Origin of the sequence: Streptomyces collinus (genome assembly GCF_031348265.1) — a bacterium.
Classification (GTDB): Bacteria; Actinomycetota; Actinomycetes; order Streptomycetales; family Streptomycetaceae; genus Streptomyces; species Streptomyces collinus.
Window position 1 is genome coordinate 3,349,478 of the sequence record NZ_CP133771.1, and the last position, 19,967, is coordinate 3,369,444.

A 19,967-nucleotide genomic window follows, 5' to 3' on the forward strand; every position below is an offset into this window, starting at 1 on the left:
GCCCGGGACGATCCCCGCTCTTCACATCATGTCTTCGATGTCCGCGGCGATGGGGTCGGCGTCGGTGCCGATGACGACCTGGATCGCGGTGCCCATCTTGACGACGCCGTGGGCGCCGGCGGCCTTCAGGGCGGCCTCGTCGACCTTGGCGGGGTCGACGACCTCGGTCCGCAGGCGGGTGATGCAGCCTTCGACCTCTTCGATGTTGTCGATGCCACCGAGCCCGGCAACGATCTTCTCAGCCTTGCTGGCCATGTTCGTTCTCCCTGATCCGAACCGCTTTGTCGCAGTAACCCACAGTTGGCCCAACTTCGCGAGCGGCCATGTCGTGTGTGCCGAAGGATGGCGTCACATCAGCGCGACCGTCGAACGACTGGTCTACACCACGAGTAGGCCTCCCGACAAAGGGACCGGAATGAGTGCCGACAGCCCCGCCGGCGCCGAGGCCGCCGTCAGCCCCGCCCGTGTTCGCTGGAACCGGCTGTTCCAGGGGCTGCAGAAGATGGGCCGCAGTCTGCAACTGCCGATCGCGGTGCTGCCGGCGGCGGGGATCCTCAACCGGCTGGGGCAGCCGGACGTGTTCGGGGATGACGGCCTGGGCTGGACGAACGTCTCGAAGGTGATGGTGGGGGCGGGCGGAGCGCTGCTGGACGGTTCGCTGGGGCTGCCGCTGCTGTTCTGTGTGGGCGTTGCGATCGGGATGGCGAAGAAGTCGGACGGTTCGACGGCGCTGGCGGCCGTGGCGGGGTTCCTCGTGTACTTCACGGTGCTGCGGCAGTTCCCCGAGGGCTGTCCCGAGGGGTCGGTGGCCGTGCCGAACGTCGGGTGTCAGGTGACCGACGGGGGCCGGGAGGTCACGGCGTTCGCGTTCCAGAATCCGGGGGTGTTCGGCGGGATCGTGATGGGGCTGCTCACGGCGTTCTTCTGGGCCCGGTTCCACCGGACGCGGCTGGTGGACTGGCTGGGGTTCTTCAACGGGCGGCGGCTGGTGCCGATCATCATGGCGTTCGTGGCGATCGCGTTCGCCGCGCTGTGCCTGTGGGTGTGGCCGCCGGTCGGTGACGCGCTGGAGAGTTTCAGCGACTGGATGGACGGGCTGGACGCGTGGGGCGCGGGCGTGTTCGGGGTGGCGAACCGGGCGTTGCTGGTGGTGGGGCTGCACCAGTTCCTGAACGTGCCCATCTGGTTCCAGTTCGGCTCGTTCACCAAGCCGGACGGGACGGTGGTGCACGGTGACATCAACATGTTCCTGGCGGGGGATCCGGACGCCGGCCAGTTCACCTCGGGGTTCTTCCCGATCATGATGTTCGCCCTGCCGGCGGCGGCGCTGGCGATCACGCACTGTGCGCGGCCGGACCGGCGTAAGGAGGTCGGTGGCCTGATGCTGTCGGTGGCGCTGACGTCGTTCGTCACGGGCATCACGGAGCCGATCGAGTACTCGTTCCTGTTCGTCGCGCCGGCGCTGTACGTGGTGCACGCGCTGCTGACGGGGGTGTCGATGGCGGTGACGTGGGGGCTGGGGGTGCACGACGGGTTCAGCTTCTCGGCAGGGCTGATCGACTACGTCATCAACTGGAATCTGGCGACCAGACCGTGGCTGATCGTCCCGATCGGGCTGGGGTTCGCGCTCCTCTACTACGTGATCTTCCGGTTCGCGATCACGAAGTTCGACCTGAGGACCCCGGGGCGTGAGCCGGCCGAAGAGGTCGAGGACAGCGCCAAGGCGTGATCGTCACAGCGGGGTGGAATTGGCGGGTTCCACTCGTTCGGCCTACCGTGCTACAACTGGTCTACACCACTTGGTGGAGGTCGCGCGGCGATGACCGCGTTCCCCTTTCTTTGAGACGCCGCCGTCCCCCTTCGCATGCTTCCTGGTCGGCGCCGTGCCCCCTGGAGGAAGATCATGTCCACAGACACTGCCGCGCCCGCGAGCCCGAAGAAGGGCTCGGCCGTGATGGCCGTCATGCAGCGGATCGGCCGCAGCCTGATGCTGCCGGTCGCCGTACTGCCCGCCGCCGCCCTGCTCGTCCGGCTGGGCAACGACGACATGCTGGGCCGCCCTGAGTTCCCCGCCTTCCTGACGAAGATCGCCAGTTTCATGGCCGCGGGCGGCAACGCGATCCTGGACAACATGGCGCTGCTGTTCGCCGTGGGTATCGCGATCGGCTTCGCCAAGAAGTCGGACGGCTCCACGGCGCTCGCCGCCGTCACCGGCTACCTGGTCTTCCAGCGGGTGCTCGCCACCTTCACCGACCCGAACCAGCCGAAGGTGCCGACCGCCGTCGACGGCAAGGTCGTCATGGTGGAGAAGGCGGTCAACGCCGGAGTCCTCGGCGGCGTGGTCATGGGCATCGTCGTCGCCCTGCTCTACCAGCGCTTCTACCGCACCAAGCTGCCGGACTGGGCCGGCTTCTTCGGCGGACGCCGGCTGGTCCCGATCCTGTCGGCCTTCGCGGGTCTGATCATCGGCATCGTCTTCGGATACATCTGGCCGGTCCTCGGCGCGGGCCTGCACAACTTCGGTGAGTGGCTGGTCGGTTCCGGCGCGGTGGGCGCGGGCATCTTCGGTCTCGCCAACCGCGCGCTGATCCCGGTCGGCATGCACCACCTGCTGAACTCGTTCCCGTGGCTCCAGGCCGGCGAGTACGAGGGCAAGAACGGTGACATCGCCCGCTTCCTCGCCGGCGACCCGACCGCCGGGCAGTTCATGACCGGCTTCTTCCCGATCATGATGTTCGCCCTGCCAGCCGCCTGCCTCGCGATCGTGCACTGCGCGCGGCCAGAGCGTCGCAAGGTCGTCGGCGGCATGATGTTGTCCCTCGCGCTGACCTCGTTCGTCACCGGCGTCACCGAGCCGATCGAGTTCACCTTCATGTTCATCGCGCCGGTGCTGTACGCGATCCACGCCGTGCTCACCGGTGTCTCGATGGCGCTGACCTGGGCCCTGGGAATGAAGGACGGCTTCGGCTTCTCGGCCGGTGCGATCGACTTCGCTCTGAACCTCGGCATCGCGACCAACCCGTGGGGCCTGGCCCTGGTCGGTCTGTGCTTCGCGGCGGTCTACTACGTGGTGTTCCGCTTCGCGATCACCAAGTTCAACCTGCCGACGCCGGGCCGCGAGTCCGACGAGGAACTCGCCGAGCTGCAGAAGGCCGAGGCCAAGTAGGCCAGCGCCACGCAGGAGGCCCCGGAACCCGAGCGGGTTCCGGGGCCTTCGCGTGTGCGGGCGCCGGGGCCTAGATCTCGTACGCCTGCCGGGGCGCCGCGAGGTCCACCGGACCGTCGTACACCTCGCGGGCGTCGGCGAGGTTGACCTGGGGGTCCGTCCACGGCGGGACGTGGGTGAGGACCAGGCGGCGTGCTCCGGCCCGGGCCGCCGTCTCACCCGCCTCGCGGCCGTTGAGGTGCAGGTCGGGGATGTTCTCCTTGCCGTGCGTGAAGGCCGCCTCGCACAGGAACAGGTCGGCGTCCCGGGCGAGTTCGTCCAGCGCGGGGCTCACGCCGGTGTCACCGGAGTACGTCAGGACCTTGCCGCCGTGCTCGATCCGGATGCCGTAGGCCTCCACGGGATGGGCGACGCGCTCGGTGTGCACCGTGAACGGGCCGATCTCGAAGGTGGACGGCTTGACCGTGTGGAAGTCGAAGACCTCGCTCATGGAGGAGGCGGAGGGGGTGTCCGCGTAGGCGGTGGTCAGCCGGTGTTCCGTGCCTTCGGGGCCGAAGACGGGGAGTGGATCGCAGCGGCCGCCGTCGTGGCGGTAGTAGCGCGCGACGAAGTACGCGCACATGTCGATGCAGTGGTCGGCGTGCAGATGGCTGAGGAAGATCGCGTCGAGGTCGTAGAGACCGCAGTGGCGCTGCAGCTCGCCCAGGGCACCGTTGCCCATGTCGAGAAGCAGCCGGAAGCCGTCGGCCTCGACGAGGTAGCTCGAGCAGGCCGATTCCGCGGACGGGAACGACCCCGAGCAGCCGACGACGGTGAGCTTCATGAAGCAGAAACCTCCGCTGGCGGGATAAGTCTGAGAGGGGCGTCGGGGGGTCGTGCGGTCCGTCGAGCGTAAGGCGCAAAACCTCCGGTAGCTCCTCCACAAAGGCCTGTTGTGGGCGAACTCACCTGTGCTGTCACCGGTTCGGCTGGCAGGGCCGGCAGGTGATCCTCGTGAGGGGGGCGCGCGGCAGGGGCGGCGCCGGTAACGTCTCAGTATGGACACGTCCTGGTGGCTGGCGCTCGCCGCGGTGGTACTGCTCGCGCTCGTCGCCACGCTCGTCGACGGCTGGGGCCGGGGCCGGCGGCCGTCCGCCCGGCGGGTGCGGACGGCGGCACCGGCCGCCGCGCCGGAGAGCCGGCCGCAGCCGGCGGAGATCTGGTGGGCGGACGTCCCCTACGAGGACGAGACCCGTACGAAGGACCGCCCCTGTCTGGTGCTGGCGGTGCGCGGGGAGCGGGCGACGGTCGCGAAGATCACCACCCGGTTCCGGGGCGATCGCGCCGGGGTGATCCCGCTGCCGCCCGGCTCGGTGGGCGACGTCCGGGCCCGGGCGAGTTTCCTGGAGACGGACGAGCTGCGGGAGGTCCCGGTGTGGGGATTCCGGCGGCGGATCGGCGTGGTGGATCCGGCGCTGTGGGACCGGGTGCGGTACCTGGCGGGCTGAGCACGACGAAGGGCCGGAGTCGTGACTCCGGCCCTTCGTCGTGTCGGTGTTCGCCGTCGGCTACGCCCAGAGCTGGCCCTGGACGGTGTCGATGGCCTCCTCCGTGGTGGCCGCCGTGTAGACGCCCGTCGAGAGGTACTTCCAGCCGCCGTCGGCGACGACGAAGACGATGTCGGCGCTCTCCCCCGCCTTGACGGCCTTCTTGCCGACGCCGATCGCGGCGTGCAGCGCGGCGCCCGTGGACACGCCGGCGAAGATGCCCTCCTGCTGGAGCAGCTCGCGGGTGCGGGTGACCGCGTCCGCCGAGCCGACCGAGAAGCGGCTGGTGAGGACGGACGCGTCGTACAGCTCGGGGACGAAACCCTCGTCGAGGTTGCGCAGGCCGTAGACCAGGTCGTCATAGCGCGGTTCGGCGGCGACGATCTGGACGTCCGGCTTGTGCTCGCGCAGGAAGCGGCCCACGCCCATGAGGGTGCCGGTGGTGCCGAGGCCGGCCACGAAGTGCGTGACGGACGGCAGGTCGGCGAGGATCTCGGGGCCGGTGGTGGCGTAGTGGGCGCCCGCGTTGTCCGGGTTGCCGTACTGGTAGAGCATCACCCAGTCGGGGTGCTCGGCCGAGAGCTCCTTGGCGACGCGCACGGCGGTGTTGGAGCCGCCCGCCGCCGGGGAGGAGATGATCTCCGCGCCCCACATGCCCAGCAGGTCCCGGCGTTCCTGCGAGGTGTTCTCCGGCATCACGCAGACGATGCGGTAGCCCTTGAGTTTCGCCGCCATGGCCAGGGAGATGCCGGTGTTGCCCGACGTCGGCTCCAGGATGGTGCAGCCCGGGGTCAGGCGGCCGTCCTTCTCCGCCTGCTCGATCATGTGCAGGGCCGGACGGTCCTTGACCGATCCCGTCGGGTTGCGGTCCTCCAGCTTCGCCCAGATGCGGACGTCGGCGGACGGCGACAGCCGCGGCAGGCGCACCAGAGGGGTGTTGCCGACCGCGGCCAGGGGGGAGTCGTAACGCATCGGTGATCAGACCATGCCGCCGGCCACGGCCGGCAGGATCGTGACGTTGTCGCCGTCCGACAGCTTGGTGTTGATGCCGTCGAGGAAGCGGACGTCCTCGTCGTTCAGGTAGACGTTGACGAAGCGGCGCAGGCTGTCGCCGTCCACGATGCGGGCCTGGATGCCGGCGTGGCGGGTTTCGAGGTCGGTGAACAGGTCGGCGAGGGTGTCACCGCTGCCCTCCACCGCCTTCTGACCGTCGGTGTAGGTGCGGAGGATGGTCGGGATGCGGACCTCGATGGCCATGGCTTCAGGGCTCCTGTCGGGAGTAGTCGGTCGGGGCGCGCGGCAGCGCAGGAACGGCGGGGTGGTGCGTGTGTGCGGCGCCGCGGCTCACGGCCGTACGGCGGCAGGGACCTGCGTCAACAGATGGCGCTGGCGAGCCTGCACAGGTCGACGTGCAGCCGCGCCACGAGCAGCTCGCCCGGCGTCTTGTCGCTCACGTCGTGGAAAACCATGGGCTCATCGTATCGATTCCCGGTCCGGGTTCTGGAATGTGATCCCACATGGCGGACGTTTCCGGGCCGGGGAGTGAGACCGCGCTGTTCAGGCGTCCTCAGTATGCCTCGATGACCTGGACCTCCTCCTCCGTGACCTCGCCCTCGACGATCCGGAAGGAGCGGAACTGGAACTCGCCGGCGCCGTCGGTGTCGGCGGTGGAGACGAGGACGTAGTGGGCGCCGGGCTCGTTGGCGTAGGAGATGTCGGTGCGCGAGGGGTAGGCCTCGGTCGCGGTGTGGGAGTGGTAGATGACCACCGGCTCCTCGTCGCGGTCGTCCATCTCGCGGTAGAGCTTGAGCAGGTCGCCGGAGTCGAACTCGTAGAACGTGGGCGACATGGCCGCGTTGAGCATGGGGATGAAGCGCTCGGGGCGGTCCGAGCCCGCCGGGCCGGCGACGACGCCGCACGCCTCGTCGGGGTGGTCCTTGCGCGCGTGGGCGACGATCTGGTCGACGAGGGCCTGGGTGATGGTCAGCATGCTCGTCAGGATAAGCAGAAGGGCCGTTCCGTACCGAGGGTTGGTACGGAACGGCCCATATGCCGGACGCCCTGAGCGGCAGCCGCAGGGGGTGCCACGAGTACTCCCTGCGGCTGGACGTCCTGGGGTGGTCAGCCGACCTTCTCGAACTCCGCGTCGCCGCGGCGCTCGGTGAGCTGCGGGTTGCGGCGCTTGAGGACCGCCCAGCCGACGCCGAGGGCGACGGCCCAGCCGGCCGCGACGTACAGGCAGACCCGCGCGTCCTTGTCGTACGCGATCATGCAGGTCACGCCGATGAGGAAGAGCAGCGCGACCCAGCTGAAGAGCGCACCGCCGGGAGCGGGGAAGGACGAGGCGCGCAGCCGGCCCGCGTCGACCGCGGCGCGGTAGCGGATGTGGCTGACGAGGATCATCATCCAGGTCCAGATGCCGGCGGCGGTGGCGACGGAGGTGACGTAGAGGAACGCCTTCTCCGGGACGACGTAGTTCAGGACGACGCCGATGCCCATGAGCGCGACGGAGACGGTGATGCCGACGGCGGGCGTCTTGCGGGCGTTGAGCTTGCCGAACGCCTGCGGCGCCTCACTGTTGGACGCCAGGTCGCGCAGCATCCGGCCGGTGGAGTACATGCCCGAGTTGCAGGACGACAGGGCCGCGGTGAGCACCACGAAGTTCACGATGCCCGCGGCGAGCGGGATGCCGATCTTGCCGAAGGCGTGCACGAACGGGCTCTCACCGGCGGAGAACTCGGTCCACTTCACGACGGAGAGGATCACCAGCAGGGCGCCGACGTAGAAGACGATGATGCGCCAGGGCAGGGTGTTGATGGCCTTGGGCAGGGTCTTCTCGGGGTTCTCGGACTCGCCCGCGGTGACGCCGACGAGCTCGACGGCGAGGTAGGCGAACATGACGCCCTGGAGCGTCATCAGGCTGGAGCCGATGCCGTTCGGGAAGAAGCCGTCGTGCGCCCAGAGGTTGGAGACGGTGGCGGTGTCACCGGCGTCGGAGAAGCCGAGGGTGAGCACGCCGAGACCGATGACGATCATGCCGATGATGGCCGTGACCTTGATCATCGAGAACCAGAACTCGACCTCGCCGAAGATCTTGACGGAGATCAGGTTGACGCCGAAGAGCACCACCAGGAACACCAGGGCGCTGACCCACTGGGGGATCTCCGGGAACCAGAAGTGGATGTAGATCGCGGCGGCCGTCAGTTCGGCCATGCCGGTGACCACCCACATGAGCCAGTACGTCCAGCCCGTGACGAACCCGAAGAACGGGCCGAGGAACTCGCGGGCGTACTCGGCGAAGGAGCCGGAGACGGGCCGGTAGAGGAGCAGCTCGCCCAGGGCCCGCATGATGAAGAAGATCACGACGCCGGCGAGGGCGTACATGAGGATGATGCTGGGGCCGGCCTTGGCGATGTTCGCACCGGCGCCCATGAACAGGCCGACGCCGATGGCGCCACCGATCGCGATCATCTGGACCTGGCGACTGCCGAGTCCCCGCTCGTAGCCCTCCTCGGGCACGTTTTCCGTGTCGACCTGCGCAGAGGTCATGTGTGGTGCGCCTTTCTCCATGCCGATCCGGGCCCTCGTCGGCCTCGGATCGGGTTTCGATCCCCCCGGAATGATGGAGCTGAGCGGGCCCGGAAGCCCGCTCGTGCCTGGCCGGCGGTTGCCGGCTCGGTGGCGCACCCGGCCGAACATTCGGGTGGTGTTCTGCCGGGCGGTCGTGAAGATTTATCACGGCCGCAACACTGATCACAGGGAGGGGATGTGGCACACCGCACAGGGAAAAGCGGACAAAATGCTTTCGAGGGGGCCATAGGAGGCGGGTGCGGTGACGGGATCGTTATCCGGATTTGAGTGTCCTCTGAGCGAACACTCTTCGGTCACCTGCCGGTCACACAACCTGCACTGATCAGGCCATAAGGGTTCCGACCAGCGTCTCCTGGAGTCCACCCAGCCAGAGGTAGGCCATCACCATCGGCTTGCGGGGGTCGTCGTCCGGGAGGCGGTAGAGGAGGTCGGTGTCCTCGTCCTCGGTGATCTCCAGCCGCGAGCCGATCGCGAGCCGTAGGTCGTTCAGGGCTCCCAGCCACTGCTGGGACTCCGCCGGCGACAGCTTCAGCACCGCGCCGCCCTCGCCGGCCGAGGCGGAGGAGAGCGCGTCGAGGGAGCGGATCACCGCGAGGGCGCTGTCCCGCTTGCCGGCCCGCAGATCGTTCTCGGTGTAGCGCCGGAACTCCGCGGAGTACGCCTTCTGCTCCTCGGCGTCCCGCGGCGAGGCGGGCTCCTCCGGGTCGCTGTAGGCGTCCGGGAACAGCCGCCTCAGGACCGGGTCGCTGGGCGGTTCGCTGGGGCCCTCGGCGAACAGATCGGCGAGGGGGTCGCCGCTGTCCTCGGCGGGGCCGGGGCCGATGAGCTCCAGGAGCTGGACGGCCAGCGACCGGATGATGGAGATCTCGACGTCGTCGAGGGCGACGGCCGCGCCGCCGCCGGGGAGCGGTTCGAAGGTTCCGGGCATGAACGCCTTTTCGCTGCTGGGCGGGGAGCTGGCTACTTGCGGTCCTGCTGGAGAGTGGCCCACAGGCCGTAGCCGTGCATGGCCTGCACGTCGCGTTCCATCTCCTCGCGGCTGCCGCTGGAGACGACCGCCCGGCCCTTGTGGTGGACGTCGAGCATGAGCTTGGTGGCCTTGTCCTTGGAGTAGCCGAAGTACGACTGGAAGACGTACGTCACATAGCTCATGAGGTTGACCGGGTCGTTGTGGACGATGGTGACCCACGGGACGTCCGGCTCGGGTACGGCGAAGACCTCCTCCGCCGACTCGGTGCGTTCGATCTCCAGGGGCGCGGGTGACGTCACACTGCCCATGCTGCCACCCGAGGGGGGTAGTCGCACAAACGGGCCTGGCCGCAAGGCGATCGCGTGTCCGCGGACCGCAATCGTCAGATTGACGAAATGGGGGTACGCTCCTCACCATGCTGCGGACACCGGGGGACAACCCCCGGACCCCCGGCCGACACACCACACGGCGAGAAATGGCGAGGAGAGCTGACGTGGACGTAGCGGACCTTGGGCTGCCGGTGGACGTTCCCTCGACGGCGCTCTTCACGGACCAGTACGAGCTGACGATGCTGCGGGCCGCCCTGGCGTCGGGCACGGCCGAGCGGCGGAGCGTGTTCGAGGTCTTCACCCGGAGGCTGCCGAACGGGCGCCGCTACGGCGTCGTGGGCGGCACCGGACGGGTGCTGGACGCGGTGGAGAACTTCCGCTTCGACACGGCCGTGCTGAGCTTCCTGCGCGAGCGGGAGATCGTCGACGAGGAGACCCTGGACTGGCTGGCGGGCTACCGGTTCCGCGGCGACATCTGGGGCTACCCCGAGGGCGAGGTGTACTTCCCGGGCTCGCCGATCATGCGGGTCGAGGGCACCTTCGCCGAGTGCGTGCTGCTGGAGACCGTGATCCTGTCGATCCTCAACCACGACTCGGCGATCGCCGCGGCCGCCTCGCGCATGTCGGCGGCCGCCGGTGACCGGCCGCTGATCGAGATGGGCGCCCGGCGCACCCACGAGCTGGCGGCGGTGGCGGCCTCCCGGGCCGCGTACGTCGGCGGCTTCGCGACCACCTCCGACCTGGCGGCCGGCTTCCGCTACGGCATCCCGACCGTCGGCACCTCCGCGCACGCCTTCACCCTGCTGCACGACAGCGAGCGGGACGCCTTCCAGGCCCAGGTGAACACGCTGGGCCGGGGCACCACACTGCTGGTGGACACCTACGACGTCGCCGAGGCGGTCCGCACGGCCGTCGAGGTCGCCGGCACCGAGCTGGGCGCGGTGCGGATCGACTCCGGTGACCTGCTGCTCGTGGCGCACCGGGTGCGCCAGCAGCTCGACGAGCTGGGCGCAACCGATACGAAGATCGTCGTGACCTCCGACCTGGACGAGTACGCGATCGCCTCGCTGGCCGCGGCGCCGGTGGACGCCTACGGCGTCGGTACGCAGCTGGTGACGGGCTCCGGCCACCCCACGTCCTCGATGGTCTACAAGCTGGTCGCGCGGGCCGAGTCCACGGGCCCGAAGGCGCCGCTGGTGCCGGTGGCGAAGAAGTCCACGGGCGGCAAGACGTCGGTCGGCGGACGCAAGTGGGCCGCGCGGCGGCTGGACTCCTACGGGGTCGCCGAGGCCGAGGTGATCGGGACCGGGCCGGTGCCGTCCGGCCTCGCGGACCGGCAGCTGCAGGTGGAGCTGGTCAAGGGCGGCGAGGTGGTGGCGCGCGAGCCCCTGGACGCGGCGCGCGAGCGGCACACGAGGGCGCGCGCGGGTCTCCCGATGTCGGCCACGCAGCTCTCGCGCGGGGAGCCCGTCCTTCCCACGGAGTACCTGCACGAGAGCTCGGGTAGCTAATTGCGTGTGCCGTGACGCGCCGACCCGTACCCCCTCCCGTCCGCTCCCCTCTGTCAATAGGCTCGGTGGTTCAACGGCCGGGCTTGCCGACCTCATAGCCGAAGGACACCGACCATGCGCCGCGCCTTGATCGTCGTCGATGTGCAGAACGACTTCTGCGAGGGGGGCAGCCTCGCGGTGTCCGGCGGTGCCGACGTGGCCGCCGCCGTCACGGAGCTGATCGGGCAGGCGGCCGGGTCCGGCTACCAGCACGTCGTGGCCACCCGCGACCACCACATCGCCCCCGGCGGCCACTTCTCCGCCAACCCGGACTACGCCCGCTCCTGGCCCGCGCACTGCGTCGCCGGCACGGAGGGCGTCGGCTTCCACCCGAACTTCGCCCCCGCCGTCGCCTCCGGCTCGATCGACGCGGTGTTCGACAAGGGGGCGTACTCGGCGGCATACAGCGGTTTCGAGGGCGCGGACGAGAACGGCACGCCCCTGGCCGACTGGCTGCGCTCCCGCGACGTCACCGAGGTCGACGTGGTCGGCATCGCCACGGACCACTGCGTGCGCGCCACGGCCCTCGACGCCGCCCGGGAGGGCTTCCGTACGCAGGTCCTGCTGGACCTGACGGCCGGGGTGGCCCAGGAGAGCACCGAGCGGGCCCTGGAGGAGCTGCGCCAGGCGGGCGTGGAGCTGTCGGGCAAGCCGGTCGTGCAGTAGCCCCGGCGTCCAGAGGGGCGTCCGCCGGTCAGGTCTGGGCCGTCGGGCGCCTGAGGAGCGCTCTGATCGGCCGCCACAGTTCCTGGGCCAGGTCCGGGCTCGACGCGACACCGTTGTCGGGGGCCGTGCGCCATATGAGGCCGTCCGGGTGGTGCAGGACCGCGGTGATCTCGTCGGGGGTCGGCGGGGCCGCGTTGCCGCGCAGGTAGACCGACCGCAGACCGAGGTTGCGGAGCCTGGTCAGGGCCCGGGCGCGGTTCACGGAGTGGACGAGGACGCGGACGGCGCCGGGGCCGTCGGCGGCGGGGCTGGGCAGGTTCAGTGCCACCACCACCGTGCCGTTCGGCAGCTTGCAGAAGCCTCCTGCGGCCATGCGCTCATCCCCCCGTGTCGGTCGGTGTCAATAAGAGAGCCACAGGACGCACCTAAACACGGATCGGCGGTGACCCGCCAGTGGGTCACCGCCGATCATGTTCTGACCTGCAAGGATGCGGATTACCTACCCGCGGCGCCGACCTCCAGCTCGATCGTCGAGCCGTCCTTGGCTTCCTTGAGGATCTTGATCTTCGTGTTGGTGTCAGTGATCTTGACGCCCGCGGTGGGGTTCGACTCGTCGTAGTAGGTGTTCTTCCGGTCGTTGAAGACCGAGACGCCCTTCGACCCCGGGATGTACTTCGCCACGTCCGCCTTGTGCAGCGTCATGCCGTCGGTGCGGTAGAGGCTGAACGGCGAGTCGTAGGCCTGGATGCGGTTGCGCATCAGCGTGCCGTCGGCCCACTTCAGCTGGTCCGGGTGCGAGTCGATCGGCAGGACCAGACCGGTGCCCTTGTGCTGGCTGGTGTTGTTGTCGACCTGGGAGGTGTCCCACTTCCAGATCAGCAGGCCGTTCTGGTACGCGTAGTGCTCCACCCAGTCCGGACGCGCCGTGAAGCCGAAGTTGTACGGGCCGGTCTTCAGCGTCTTGTCGTACGACACGTACTGCCGGTTCTCGGCGATGTAGTACTGCGCGTAGTCCTTGGTGAAGGACGCGCCGATGCGGGAGAAGCCGGTGGCCTTCCACGCGGCGTCCGCGCTCTCGGCGTTGTCGGAGAAGACGGGCGCGCCGTCGGCCGTCACCGTGATCGCGTCGGCCGCGAAGCCCTTCTGGGCCACGCCGCCGTCGGTCTGGTAGCGGAAGCGGAGGTCGATCTTCTTGCCCGCGTAGGCGTCGAGCGGGAAGGCGAGCTTCTTGTAACCGTCGACCGTGCCGGTCAGGACCGGCTTGTCGCTGGCGTCGCGCTGGATCGGCTGGCCGTCCACCGTGCCGTCGACAGCGGTCCAGTTGGCGCCGCCGTCGGTCGAGACCTCGGTGTAGAGGAAGTCGTAGTTGGCCTCGATGTCGTACCAGCCGTCGAGGGTCAGCTGCGCCTTCGACTTGCCGGTCAGGTCGACGACACGCGTCAGGGTGTTCTTGAGGTTGTCACCGCTGCCGCTCCACCACTGGGTCTTGCCCTCGGCGGGGGCGACGACCTCGGTGGTGACCGCCTTCTTGGGGAGGTCGACGACCAGGGCCTGCTTGTGCTTGGTGTTGTACTCCGCCACGCCCAGCTTGTGCCAGGAGTTGACGCCGGCCTTGGCCTTGTCGAAGTTCAGCCAGCCGAGCTGCAGCTTGTCCCAGGCGGTCATGTCGCCGGGCAGGTCACCGATCTCGTTCTTGCCGGTGCCGAGCCAGGAACCGGACGACATCAGCGTCCAGAAGCCGGTGGAGTTCTCGCCGCCCGCGGTGTCGTAGTGGTCCGGCAGGCCGAGGTCGTGGCCGTACTCGTGGGCGTAGACGCCGAGTCCGCCGTTCTCGGGCTGGACGGTGTAGTCGCCGACCCAGATGCCGGTGTCGCCGATCTTCGCGCCGCCGAGCTTGTTGTTCTCGGGGCCGGTGGCGCCGGCGTCGGTGCCGAAGGCGTACCAGCGGTGGGCCCAGATCGCGTCGGTGCCCTGGGCGCCGCCGCCCGCGGACTCGTCCTCGCCGGCGTGCACGATCTGGAAGTGGTCGATGTAGCCGTCGGACTCGTTGAAGTCGCCGTCGCCGTCGAAGTCGTAGCGGTCCCACTCGTCGAAGCGCGCGACGTCCGCCTTGATCTGCGCGTCGGTCCTCCCCGCTGCCTTCTGCTGGGAGACCCAGGCGTTCAGACCGTCGCTGACGACGTTCCACACACTGGAGCAGTTGGTGTCACCGCAGGCGTTGTTGCCGTAGCGCGCCTCGTTGTAGGGGACCTTGACCCAGTCCGAGACCTCGCCGTCGACCGAGTAGCGGCCCGAGGACTGCTTCTCGTAGTAGGTCTTGACGGAGTCGACGCCCTTGCCGGAACCGAAGTACAGGTCCTGGAAGTAGTCCCGGTCGTAGTCGGCCCGCCAGGCCGTGGAGTTGTCCTTCTTGCGGTCGGGCTTGGGTATCGCGTTGTGCAGCGGGCCCGGGGTGCCGCCGTAGCGGCTGTCGACCTGGTCGCCGAACTCGACCAGGATCGTGAAGATCTTGTCGGTCTTCTCGCGGCCGAGCTCGACGTACTTGGCGTCGCCCTTCTTGCTCTTGAGCTGGACGACCTTCGAGCCCTCGCGGTTCTTGACCTTGCTCTTGCCCGACAGGACCTGGTTCAGGGCCTCCTGGCGCTGGGCGTCCTGCGTCTTGCTCAGGGGGCCTTCGAGGTCGTGCTCGTCATGGTGACGTTCCGCCGGGTCGTGCCGGTCCACGGTGGTGGGCCGGGGAGCCGGGGCGTCGTCGGCCACCGCGTAGGTCGAGGCGGTGGCAGTGGCCGCCGCGAGCGCCACGCTTATGGCGGCCGCTCTGAACGTCCAGGGTCTACTGGTCACTTGAGATCCTCCCCCGCGTTCGGGCGCGCGGCAGGCAGGGTCCCGGTCGTGGAAGTCCGCGCGCGCGTGATCAACGCGTGTAGTCAAGTGACGACATTTGACTAGAGGTTTAGAAGAAAAGACAGACCTTGACTTGCACAAGTCAAGTGCACTATGCGGAGGCAACGTTCGTTTTACGGACAACCAAACGGTTGTCCCGAGGCACTCCCCATCGGCCGTGCGGGCGCGTGCATATGTCCACTACGTGGACGTCATGACTCCGTGCGCCCCCTGTGCACCGCCCTTGTTGATTAGGTCACGCTTACCGCCGGTTCCGGTCGGGCACCCTGCCGGTGAGAATGTCGGAAGGCCGAACGCCCGGAAACCGGCGCAATGCCAGGCCGACACCGCCGTGGACCCCCACTTCGAGGACATGATGGCCATGCCCCGTCCGACTGCCGCACAGCTCGCCTACGGTGCGTGCACCGTGATCTTCTCGACCTTCGCCATGCTGCTGCTGTCTCAGACGAGTTCGGGCGCGGGGATCGCGGTCATCGCCGTCGCGGCGCTCGCCCTCGGGCTGCTGGTCGCCATGACGGTGCCGCTGTCCCAGAAGCGCCCCGCCGCGGTGGAACAGCCCGCACCCCAGGAACCGGTACGGGCCTCGATCCCGGCGCCGGCCCCGGAACCGGTACGCGAACGGGCGGCCTCCTGACCGCCCGCTGCACCCCGGTCGACCCCTCTGCGCCTCAATCGGTGCTGACCACGACCGTTTTGGCCGCCTTGTCGTGCAGGCCCTGCTTGTAGGGCCGGTCGAAGAAGCTCCAGCCGCCGCAGATCGCGGTCCACACGCACGCGCAGCAGAAGGCGAACGGGATCCACAGCACCGCGGCACGCGCCAGCGCGTTCTGCACGGAGGGCGTCGCACCGTTGTCCAGGTTGGCCACCCGCATCCGCAGCAGCTTCTTGCCGAGGGTCTGGCCGGTCCGCGCGGTCAGAACGGTGTCGTAGGCGATGTAGAGGACGGCGGCGACCCCCGACTGCCAGAACGACTTGCTGACCTCGATGCGGTCGCTGTCCACGTCGTACTCGTTGACGTCGAAGCCCCACGTGATCAGCCAGACGACGACACCCACCAGGATCATGTCGATGATGCGCGCGAGCGTGCGCTTGCCGCTGTCGGCCAGCGGGGGCATGCCGGCGAGGGGGTCGGTGGGGTAGGAACCACCGCCGTACGGATCGCCGCCGTAGGGGCCGCCTCCGAAGCCGTCGCCCGGACCACCGGGACCGCCCGGGCCTCCGGGACCGCCGCCCTCGTACGGCGGGGGTTCGCTGCCGTAGGGCGAGCCCCCGCCCTGGCCGGGTGGCTCGTTCGGGGGGCGCTTGCGGAACGGGTCGTCTTCCGGGGGCTGCTGACCGGGGCCGGAGGGCGGTTCGCTGCTCATGGCCCGAGTCGACCGCGAACCCCCGGCCTCCGCACCCAGGGACGGCCGTCCGAGGGAGGTCAGCCCGCCACGAAGGTGTGTGCGGCCTTGTCGTGCCAGCACTGGCGCCAGGGCCGGTCGAAGAGGCACCAGGCGACGCCGACGATCCCCACCACGAGGAGCCCGGGCACGCTGTAGACCAGCCAGCGGCGCAGGGCCGCACCGAAACCGGGCGAGTCGTGGCCCTCGATGTCGCGGACGTCGAGGCCCATCAGCTTCTTGCCGAGGGTGCGGCCCCACTTGGCGGTGGGCAGCACCTCGCAGAGCACGCCGGCGAGCAGCAGCACGGCCAGGATGATGCCGAGGTAGACCGAGGTGGTGCCGTCGAGCAGCCAGACCGTGACGGTCTCGCCGGAGAGCTTGGCCGCGTCGATCTTCTCGTTGACGTGGTCGATCGCCTTGGTGCCGAGCGGGACGGCGGCCGCGGCGGTGAGCGCGGCGAGCACGACGGTGTCCAGCAGCCGGGCCACCAGCCGCTTGCCGAGTCCGGCCGGGCGGGCCTCCGCCTGGCGCCGGGCGGCTGCCTGGAACACGTCCTCGACCGGCGGCTTCCAGGGTGTGACGGGCTGCTCGTCACCGGCTCCGGCGAGCCGGTGTACCTGCTGCGCCCAGGAGGACTGGCCGCCGCCGGGGCCCGCGCTGAGGGGCGTACCGGAGGAGGCCGCGGCGCCGGGCTGGGCGCTGCCGGGCCCGCCGGACTGCGCGGGGACGGTGGGCGCCGCCTGGGGTCCGGACAGCGCCGTCGGGGCGGCCCCGGCCTGCCCGGCGGAGGCGCGGGCGGCGACCGCCTTGCCCGCGCCGAAGCCGGGCCCTGCGGAAGCGTTCCCGGACCCGCTCGGCCCGGCCTGCGCGCCGAACGCCGGTCCCGACGGGCCCGCGCCCGCCGCTCCCGGCGGGCCGCCGAAGGCGGCTGCCGCCGTGCCGCTGCCCGGGCCGGCCGGACCGAAGCCGGAACCTGCTGCTCCGCCTTGCCCGCCGGAACCGGAAGCGGCCGGGTCGCCGCCCGGTCCCGCCGGACCGAAGCCGGACGCCGCCGCGCCGCCGCCCGATCCCGCCGGACCAAAGCCTGCGCCGCCGGAGTTGCCGCCGGAAGCCGTCGCCCCGCGGTCCGGACCCCCCGGCCCCCCGGCCGGTTTCGAGCCGCCGCCGGCCGGGCCCGTGCGCGGGGACACCGCGCGGAACGTCATCGTGCCGTCGTCGGGGGCATCGGCCGGGGCCCCTCCCCCGGGCTGTCCCGTCTGCCCCGTCGGGCGGCGGAACACGAACGTGCTGCCCTCCGCCGCCGCGTTCGCCTCCTGGTCGGACGGCGTGACGTTCGCCGTGCCGTCGGTGCGGGCGGCCTCCCCGTCGGGGCGCCGGCCTGCGGGCGACACCCTCGGGTCGGCGCCCTGCGCCCCCTGCGGCGCGCCCCACGAGACACGGCGGTCCTGGTCGCCGCCGAAGCCGGACTGGCGCGAGCGGTCCGCGCCCCAGGCGGAGGCCGGTTCGGGACGGCTGCCGTGCTGGGCGTCGGCGGCGGACGGCGGCTCGGGCTCCTCGACCGGGTCCTCGTCGAAGAAGTGCGGGCCGGTCTCCTCGACCGAGGCGGGCTGCGCCGTCCCCGCTCCGGGCGGCGGCGCGAGCGACTCGCCGTCCCGGGGTGCCGGACGGCTGGTGCCCGGCACCCAGGAGGCACCGTTCCAGTACCGGACATATCCAGGAATGGACGGGTCCGGGTAATACCCTTCGCGGGGCCTGTCGTCACCGGGGGCCGGGGTTGGGGCGCTCATGTCCGTCGTCCCGTATCTGCTCGGGGGCCAAATGGGGGCCTCCACATCTATCAGACGTGCGCAAGCCCCACCGGCGCTCCCACCGGACCCACCCCTTTCGAGCACCGATGTGCTACGCGCCGCGCCGCTCCGGCGGATCCCCGTGCGAAAAAAACTTCCGGGAAGGCGCGTAATGCCGCGGCCCCCGCCCGCTCTCTCCTCCTGACCGGCCCTCGCGGGCAGCCGTCAGGAGAAGGGAGACCGCCGTGCACACCGTGGTGGAGCGGGAAGTGGAGCTGAAACTCGTCCTGTCGCCGGAGCGCAGGATCCCCGTGCCGGCCCGGCTCGGGTACCTCACGGACGACCCCTACGCCGTCCACGTCACCTTCCACATCGACACCGAGCACCCGGTGTACTGGACGTTCGCCCGGGAGCTGCTGGTCGAGGGCGTGTTCCGGCCGTGCGGGCAGGGGGACGTGCGGGTGTGGCCGACGAAGACCGAGGGGCGCAGCGTCGTGCTGATGGCGCTGAGTTCACCCGCCGGGGACGCCCTGCTGGAGGCCCCCGCGGCGGCGGTGTCGGCCTGGCTGGAGCGGACGCTGCGGGTGGTGCCGCCGGGGACGGAGGGCGAACAGCTGGGCCTCGACGACGAACTGGCCCAGTTGCTCGCCCAGTGAGGGCCCGGGGCTCAGAAGAGCTTGCCCGGGTTCAGGATGTTCAGCGGGTCGAACGCCTGCTTGACGGCCCGCTGCATCTCCATGCCCACGGGGCCGATCTCGCGCGCGAGCCACTCCTTCTTCAGGATGCCGACGCCGTGTTCGCCGGTGATGGTGCCGCCCAGGTCCAGGCCGAGGGCCATGATCTCGTCGAAGGACTCGCGGGCGCGCCGGGACTCGTCGGGGTCGGCCGGGTCGAAGCAGACCGTCGGATGGGTGTTGCCGTCTCCCGCATGGGCGACGACACCGATGGTGAGCTGGTACTTTCCGGCGATCCTGTCGACGCCTTCGAGCATCTCGGCGAGCCGGGAGCGCGGCACGCACACGTCGTCGATCATCGTCACGCCCTTGACCGCCTCCAGCGCGGTGAGCGACAACCGCCGCGCCTGGAGGAGCAGTTCGGACTCGGTCACATCGTCGGCGGGGACGACCTGGGTGGCCCCGGCCGCCTCGCACAGGGCGCCGACGGCTGCGAGGTCGGCGGCGGGGGCGGTGGTGTCGAACGCGGCCAGGAGCAGGGCCTCGGTGCTCTCGGGGAGGCCCATCTGCGCCATGTCGTTGACGGCCTTGACCGTCGTACGGTCCATGAGTTCGAGGAGTGACGGCACATGGCCGCCCTCCATGATCCGGCAGACGGCGTCGCAGGCCGCGGCGGCGGAGGCGAACTCGGCGGCCAGCACCAGTTGCTCGGGCGGCTTGGGGCGCAGCCCGAGGACGGCCCGCACGACGATGCCGAGCGAGCCCTCGGAGCCGACGAACAGGCGGGTGAGGTCGTAGCCGGCGACGCCTTTGGCGGTGCGGCGGCCGGTGGACATGAGGCGCCCGTCGGCGAGCACCACGTCCAGTCCGAGGACGTACTCGGCGGTGACCCCGTACTTCACGCAGCACAGGCCGCCGGAGGCGGTGCCGATGTTGCCGCCGATGGTGCACATCTCCCAGCTGGAGGGGTCCGGCGGGTAGTACAGGCCGTGTTCGCCGACGGCGCGGGACAGGGCGGCGTTGACCACGCCCGGTTCGCACACGGCGATGCGGTCGACCGGGTTGATCTCCAGGATCCGGTCCATCTTCGTCAGGGAGAGCACGATGCAGCCGTCGGAGGCGTTGGCGGCGCCGGACAGCCCGGTGCGGGCGCCCTGCGGGACGACGGGGACGCGCAGGGCGGTGGCGGTGCGCATCACGTGCTGGACCTGCTCGGTCGTGCGGGGCAGCACGACCACGGCCGGGGCGCCGGCCGGGCAGAAGCTCGCCATGTCGTTGGCGTAGGAGGCCGTGACGTCGGGGTCGGTGAGGACCGCTTCGGCCGGGAGGCCGCTGAGCAGCAGGTCCACGAGGTCGCCGGTCGCTGCGGTGTCCTCGGAGCTGGGCGCTTCGATACGGCTCATGATCACAGGTTCGCAC

General features: G+C 70.2%; 21 protein-coding genes. 7 read left to right on the top strand and 14 right to left on the bottom strand.

All coding sequences use genetic code 11. The annotated features are described in order from the left end of the window. Positions 1-21: 21 nt before the first annotated feature. Positions 22-255 (bottom strand): PTS sugar transporter subunit IIB, encoded by a 234-nt coding sequence (locus RFN52_RS15110; RefSeq protein ID WP_033308152.1) that lies wholly within the window; start codon positions 253-255, stop codon positions 22-24. A 160-nt stretch (positions 256-415) separates the two neighbouring features. Between RFN52_RS15110 and RFN52_RS15115 the strand changes: the two genes are divergently transcribed. Both RFN52_RS15115 and RFN52_RS15120 read left to right on the top strand, forming a co-directional pair. Then, a complete protein-coding gene (locus RFN52_RS15115; protein ID WP_184846858.1) occupies positions 416-1,729 on the top strand; it encodes a PTS transporter subunit EIIC in 1,314 nt (437 codons plus the stop codon). A gap of 174 nt (positions 1,730-1,903) precedes the next feature. Next, positions 1,904-3,166, top strand: coding sequence for a PTS transporter subunit EIIC (locus tag RFN52_RS15120; RefSeq protein WP_184846860.1), 1,263 nt, complete (start codon positions 1,904-1,906; stop codon positions 3,164-3,166). Positions 3,167-3,236: 70 nt separating this feature from the next. On the opposite strand, the gene RFN52_RS15125 is transcribed toward RFN52_RS15120, so the two are convergent. Next, positions 3,237-3,989: an MBL fold metallo-hydrolase gene (locus RFN52_RS15125; RefSeq protein ID WP_184846862.1), complete on the bottom strand. Its 753-nt coding sequence runs from the start codon at positions 3,987-3,989 to the stop codon at positions 3,237-3,239. Between the two features lie 214 nt (positions 3,990-4,203). Here RFN52_RS15125 and RFN52_RS15130 point away from each other — a divergent pair, with 214 nt between their 5' ends. Beyond that, positions 4,204-4,653, top strand: coding sequence for a type II toxin-antitoxin system PemK/MazF family toxin (locus RFN52_RS15130; protein WP_184846863.1), 450 nt, complete (start codon positions 4,204-4,206; stop codon positions 4,651-4,653). A 60-nt stretch (positions 4,654-4,713) separates the two neighbouring features. Here the strand turns inward: RFN52_RS15130 and RFN52_RS15135 are convergent, their stop codons facing one another. From RFN52_RS15135 to clpS, 7 genes are all read right to left on the bottom strand, one after another. Beyond that, on the bottom strand, positions 4,714-5,664 hold the full coding sequence (locus RFN52_RS15135; RefSeq protein WP_161366201.1) for a PLP-dependent cysteine synthase family protein: 951 nt from the start codon (positions 5,662-5,664) through the stop codon (positions 4,714-4,716). Between the two features lie 6 nt (positions 5,665-5,670). Further along, a complete protein-coding gene (locus RFN52_RS15140) occupies positions 5,671-5,949 on the bottom strand; it encodes a MoaD/ThiS family protein (RefSeq protein ID WP_184846864.1) in 279 nt (92 codons plus the stop codon). Positions 5,950-6,065: 116 nt separating this feature from the next. Further along, the gene (locus tag RFN52_RS15145; protein ID WP_311125941.1) at positions 6,066-6,161 is read right to left on the bottom strand and encodes a putative leader peptide; all 96 of its coding nucleotides are present in this window, start codon (positions 6,159-6,161) and stop codon (positions 6,066-6,068) included. Between the two features lie 98 nt (positions 6,162-6,259). Then, positions 6,260-6,682 carry a M67 family metallopeptidase gene (locus RFN52_RS15150; RefSeq protein ID WP_184846865.1) on the bottom strand — a complete coding sequence of 141 codons (423 nt, stop codon included), beginning with the start codon at positions 6,680-6,682 and terminating at the stop codon, positions 6,260-6,262. 131 nt (positions 6,683-6,813) lie between these two features. Next, entirely contained in the window at positions 6,814-8,241 is a 1,428-nt protein-coding gene (locus RFN52_RS15155; RefSeq protein ID WP_184846866.1) for an amino acid permease, read from the bottom strand. A gap of 364 nt (positions 8,242-8,605) precedes the next feature. After that, on the bottom strand, positions 8,606-9,211 hold the full coding sequence (locus RFN52_RS15160; RefSeq protein ID WP_184846867.1) for a DUF2017 domain-containing protein: 606 nt from the start codon (positions 9,209-9,211) through the stop codon (positions 8,606-8,608). A gap of 32 nt (positions 9,212-9,243) precedes the next feature. Further along, complete coding sequence (clpS, locus tag RFN52_RS15165) at positions 9,244-9,561, bottom strand: ATP-dependent Clp protease adapter ClpS (RefSeq protein WP_031102986.1); 318 nt, start codon at positions 9,559-9,561, stop codon at positions 9,244-9,246. A 185-nt stretch (positions 9,562-9,746) separates the two neighbouring features. On the opposite strand from clpS, the gene RFN52_RS15170 reads away from it, so the two are divergent. Then, the gene (locus tag RFN52_RS15170) at positions 9,747-11,093 is read left to right on the top strand and encodes a nicotinate phosphoribosyltransferase (RefSeq protein WP_184846868.1); all 1,347 of its coding nucleotides are present in this window, start codon (positions 9,747-9,749) and stop codon (positions 11,091-11,093) included. 114 nt (positions 11,094-11,207) lie between these two features. Beyond that, positions 11,208-11,798: a nicotinamidase gene (locus RFN52_RS15175; protein WP_184846869.1), complete on the top strand. Its 591-nt coding sequence runs from the start codon at positions 11,208-11,210 to the stop codon at positions 11,796-11,798. A gap of 28 nt (positions 11,799-11,826) precedes the next feature. Here RFN52_RS15175 and RFN52_RS15180 read toward each other — a convergent pair whose 3' ends face one another. Next, a complete protein-coding gene (locus RFN52_RS15180; RefSeq protein WP_107455229.1) occupies positions 11,827-12,171 on the bottom strand; it encodes a hypothetical protein in 345 nt (114 codons plus the stop codon). Positions 12,172-12,293: 122 nt separating this feature from the next. Next, on the bottom strand, positions 12,294-14,642 hold the full coding sequence (locus RFN52_RS15185; RefSeq protein WP_184846871.1) for an immune inhibitor A domain-containing protein: 2,349 nt from the start codon (positions 14,640-14,642) through the stop codon (positions 12,294-12,296). Positions 14,643-15,057: 415 nt separating this feature from the next. On the opposite strand from RFN52_RS15185, the gene RFN52_RS15190 reads away from it, so the two are divergent. Continuing rightward, positions 15,058-15,336, top strand: a complete 279-nt coding sequence (locus tag RFN52_RS15190) for a hypothetical protein (RefSeq protein ID WP_184853900.1) — start codon at positions 15,058-15,060, stop codon at positions 15,334-15,336. Between the two features lie 34 nt (positions 15,337-15,370). Here the strand turns inward: RFN52_RS15190 and RFN52_RS15195 are convergent, their stop codons facing one another. Continuing rightward, a complete protein-coding gene (locus RFN52_RS15195) occupies positions 15,371-16,066 on the bottom strand; it encodes an RDD family protein (RefSeq protein WP_184846873.1) in 696 nt (231 codons plus the stop codon). 59 nt (positions 16,067-16,125) lie between these two features. Next, on the bottom strand, positions 16,126-17,874 hold the full coding sequence (locus RFN52_RS15200; RefSeq protein ID WP_184846875.1) for an RDD family protein: 1,749 nt from the start codon (positions 17,872-17,874) through the stop codon (positions 16,126-16,128). Positions 17,875-18,119: 245 nt separating this feature from the next. On the opposite strand from RFN52_RS15200, the gene RFN52_RS15205 reads away from it, so the two are divergent. Beyond that, positions 18,120-18,530 carry an SsgA family sporulation/cell division regulator gene (locus RFN52_RS15205; RefSeq protein ID WP_184846877.1) on the top strand — a complete coding sequence of 137 codons (411 nt, stop codon included), beginning with the start codon at positions 18,120-18,122 and terminating at the stop codon, positions 18,528-18,530. Positions 18,531-18,541: 11 nt separating this feature from the next. Here RFN52_RS15205 and RFN52_RS15210 read toward each other — a convergent pair whose 3' ends face one another. Further along, entirely contained in the window at positions 18,542-19,957 is a 1,416-nt protein-coding gene (locus RFN52_RS15210) for an FAD-binding oxidoreductase (RefSeq protein ID WP_184846879.1), read from the bottom strand. Between the last annotated feature and the right edge of the window lie 10 nt (positions 19,958-19,967).

Bases quoted from the DNA above. Each gene is read 5' to 3' on its own strand.
- RFN52_RS15190 (WP_184853900.1), top strand. From the start codon at position 15,058: ATGGCCATGCCCCGTCCGACTGCCGCACAGCTCGCCTACGGTGCGTGC.
- RFN52_RS15140 (WP_184846864.1), bottom strand. From the start codon at position 5,949: ATGGCCATCGAGGTCCGCATCCCGACCATCCTCCGCACCTACACCGAC.
- clpS (WP_031102986.1), bottom strand. From the start codon at position 9,561: ATGGGCAGTGTGACGTCACCCGCGCCCCTGGAGATCGAACGCACCGAG.
- RFN52_RS15145 (WP_311125941.1), bottom strand. From the start codon at position 6,161: ATGGTTTTCCACGACGTGAGCGACAAGACGCCGGGCGAGCTGCTCGTG.
- RFN52_RS15160 (WP_184846867.1), bottom strand. From the start codon at position 9,211: ATGCCCGGAACCTTCGAACCGCTCCCCGGCGGCGGCGCGGCCGTCGCC.
- RFN52_RS15175 (WP_184846869.1), top strand. From the start codon at position 11,208: ATGCGCCGCGCCTTGATCGTCGTCGATGTGCAGAACGACTTCTGCGAG.
- RFN52_RS15150 (WP_184846865.1), bottom strand. From the start codon at position 6,682: ATGCTGACCATCACCCAGGCCCTCGTCGACCAGATCGTCGCCCACGCG.
- RFN52_RS15180 (WP_107455229.1), bottom strand. From the start codon at position 12,171: ATGGCCGCAGGAGGCTTCTGCAAGCTGCCGAACGGCACGGTGGTGGTG.
- RFN52_RS15115 (WP_184846858.1), top strand. From the start codon at position 416: ATGAGTGCCGACAGCCCCGCCGGCGCCGAGGCCGCCGTCAGCCCCGCC.
- RFN52_RS15110 (WP_033308152.1), bottom strand. From the start codon at position 255: ATGGCCAGCAAGGCTGAGAAGATCGTTGCCGGGCTCGGTGGCATCGAC.
- RFN52_RS15200 (WP_184846875.1), bottom strand. From the start codon at position 17,874: ATGAGCGCCCCAACCCCGGCCCCCGGTGACGACAGGCCCCGCGAAGGG.
- RFN52_RS15195 (WP_184846873.1), bottom strand. From the start codon at position 16,066: ATGAGCAGCGAACCGCCCTCCGGCCCCGGTCAGCAGCCCCCGGAAGAC.
- RFN52_RS15155 (WP_184846866.1), bottom strand. From the start codon at position 8,241: ATGACCTCTGCGCAGGTCGACACGGAAAACGTGCCCGAGGAGGGCTAC.
- RFN52_RS15125 (WP_184846862.1), bottom strand. From the start codon at position 3,989: ATGAAGCTCACCGTCGTCGGCTGCTCGGGGTCGTTCCCGTCCGCGGAA.
- RFN52_RS15130 (WP_184846863.1), top strand. From the start codon at position 4,204: ATGGACACGTCCTGGTGGCTGGCGCTCGCCGCGGTGGTACTGCTCGCG.
- RFN52_RS15135 (WP_161366201.1), bottom strand. From the start codon at position 5,664: ATGCGTTACGACTCCCCCCTGGCCGCGGTCGGCAACACCCCTCTGGTG.
- RFN52_RS15120 (WP_184846860.1), top strand. From the start codon at position 1,904: ATGTCCACAGACACTGCCGCGCCCGCGAGCCCGAAGAAGGGCTCGGCC.